Annotated in this window: 2 protein-coding genes and 1 pseudogene; 2 read left to right on the plus strand and 1 reads right to left on the minus strand. The window is 51.4% G+C overall.

Annotated features, from left to right (window positions below; genetic code table 11):
• Nucleotides 1-546 (plus strand): D-glutamate cyclase family protein (locus tag IKE44_RS05015; RefSeq protein ID WP_287465200.1); only part of this gene is annotated, 546 nt, incomplete at its 5' end.
• A gap of 241 nt (nt 547-787) precedes the next feature.
• A pseudogene (gene trpB, locus IKE44_RS05020) lies at nt 788-1,950 on the plus strand (tryptophan synthase subunit beta).
• 232 nt (nt 1,951-2,182) lie between these two features.
• Here the strand turns inward: trpB and IKE44_RS05025 are convergent.
• Nucleotides 2,183-2,468, minus strand: a 286-nt coding sequence (locus IKE44_RS05025; protein ID WP_287465201.1) for an exosporium glycoprotein BclB-related protein, incomplete at its 5' end; no start/stop codon positions are given.

Below are 2,468 nucleotides of genomic sequence, written 5' to 3' on the forward strand. Positions count from 1 at the left end.
TGTCACTCCTTTGTTTTGGCTGTTGGGTGTCGTTACCTCAATGATGGCCGAAAACAACGGGGGTGGCAAGCTTTTTTTCTTCCAACCGTTGAAACTCAAGGGAAAACCGTGAGTGTGGAGGATAAACTTTTGACAATACCTTTGAAAGGAAGGGGGGATGAGAGAACTCTTCTCTTTTTTATGGTAGTTTACGGTGATTGCAAGAAAATACTGTCGGGCATCAGATTCGAGCAAGTGGTTGTAAGCATGCGCCCGATTCCCCATAAGGATGTTGTCAGGGCGGTTCAAGTCACGAGCCGCTTCCCGTCTGTTCATGGTGCCCCTATTCATATTGGCGACCCGAAACTTATAGGGATTCATGATATTTATAAGCCTGATTTTGGGGATCCGGTCACCATCCGTGAGGAGGAAACCCCGGTATTTTGGGCCTGTGGGGTCACCCCCCAAGCGGTTGCTATGGAAGTAAAGCCGGATATCATGATTACGCATGCCCCAGGACATATGTTTATTACCGATCTGCGCGATGAGCAGCTTGGGGTTTTATAAGCCGAACTGCCTGCTCTGGTTGGTGAATATCCGAAGTAGGAAGCTGTGAGGGTGCGGCTGCACGATGGCTTTGCAGCAGCACATGCTCACCGCACTAGCAGTGAATGCTTGGCGTCTAGTTGTGCGGTGGGCCGCTCCTTTTTTAATGTTTCAAAAAGTAAAAATTATTGATTGACTTGCCTGTCAAAACAGTCTATTCTGTTACTGTTACGACTTTTAGAAAGCAGAGGAGAGATGAGCAATGAGTGTAGCGCAGGAAAGAAGAGGGTATTTTGGCGAGTTTGGCGGCAGCTTTGTTCCGCCTGAACTGCAGGAAGTGCTTGACTACTTGGAAGAGCAGTTTCTGAAATATAAAGATGACCCGGAATTCAATGAGGAGTTTCGAACCTATTTGCGGGAGTATGTCGGCCGTGAGAGTCCGCTGACGTTTGCGGCGCGGTTGACGGAGCGGCTCGGCGGGGCGAAGATTTATTTGAAACGTGAGGATTTAAACCATACCGGTTCGCATAAAATCAACAACGTGATTGGGCAAATTTTATTGGCGAAGCGGATGGGCGCGAAGCGGGTCATTGCGGAGACAGGCGCAGGCCAGCACGGGGTGGCGACCGCTACCGCATGCGCCATGTTTGGCATGGACTGCACCATTTATATGGGAGAAGAAGATACGAAGCGCCAGGCGCTCAATGTGTTCCGCATGGAGCTGTTAGGGGCGAAAGTCGTGTCGGTCTCGAAAGGTCAAGGACGATTGAAGGATGCCGTGGATGAGGCGCTGAACGATCTTGTGCAAAACTATAAGACTACATTTTACTTGCTTGGTTCGGCGGTTGGTCCGCATCCGTACCCGTCGATGGTGAAACATTTTCAGTCGGTTATTAGCGAAGAGAGCAAGCGGCAGATTGTAGAGAAGGAAGGACGTCTTCCGGATGCGGTAGTGGCCTGCGTCGGCGGGGAAGCAACGCCATCGGGGCGTTCGCCCACTACTTGGATGAACCGAGCGTGCGGCTCATCGGTGTCGAGCCGGAGAAGGCGGCGACGTTGACGAAAGGGGTTCCGGCGGTTCTTCACGGATTCAAGTGTCTCGTGTTGCTTGATGAAAACGGCAACCCGCAGCCCACATACTCGATCGCCGCTGGGCTCGATTATCCGGGCATCGGTCCGGAGCACAGCCATTTGAAAGTGTCCGGGCGGGCTGAGTATTATACGGTTACGAATGAGGAAGTGCTCGAAGCGTTCCAACTGTTGTCCAAAACGGAAGGAATCATCCCCGCTCTCGAGAGCGCCCATGCGGTGGCGTACGCTATCAAGCTCGCGCCGACGTTAAGCAAAGACCGAATCATCATTGTGAATTTGTCGGGGCGCGGGGATAAAGATGTCGAGCAAGTGTTTTCGATGTTACAATCATAAATTAAGAGGAAAGCGGGCGGACTTTCACGGCGGTGTCCACGTGAAGCCGCCTGCTTATTGTTTTCGATCTCCCGTTTCCCGATTGGTGATGTTCTGCCCTTTTTCACCATCGTTGGCTAACTAATCGCCACTCCTGCGCTCGCATATCCCGTGACGGAAGCGGCGATTGAAAGGCCGGAAGTGGTGATGAAAAACGCCATGAGCAGCCGGTCGCCTGTATTGACAGGCACGTTTATCCTGTGACAATGCCGCTGGCGTTTTGGGCTAGGGAGATGGGAAAGGTGATTGATGGCGTTAATGTAATGAGCGTGTCTGGAATAGGCGAAAATACGTTGCTGGATGGAGAAGTGGCGATATACAATTGAGCGCGGATCGTAGCTGTTCCTAAAAACGCTGTGCCTGTTGTAGCGGAAAAATTGGCTGCGACAGCAGTAATGATTCCTGAACGCGGGATGGTAAAGGAAAAATTCGATGTGCCGCCAAGGTTTATCGTTCCTCCCACTAAACTGATGCTTGAA

The organism is Geobacillus sp. (assembly GCF_017515625.1).
GTDB lineage: Bacteria > Bacillota > Bacilli > Bacillales > Anoxybacillaceae > Geobacillus > Geobacillus stearothermophilus.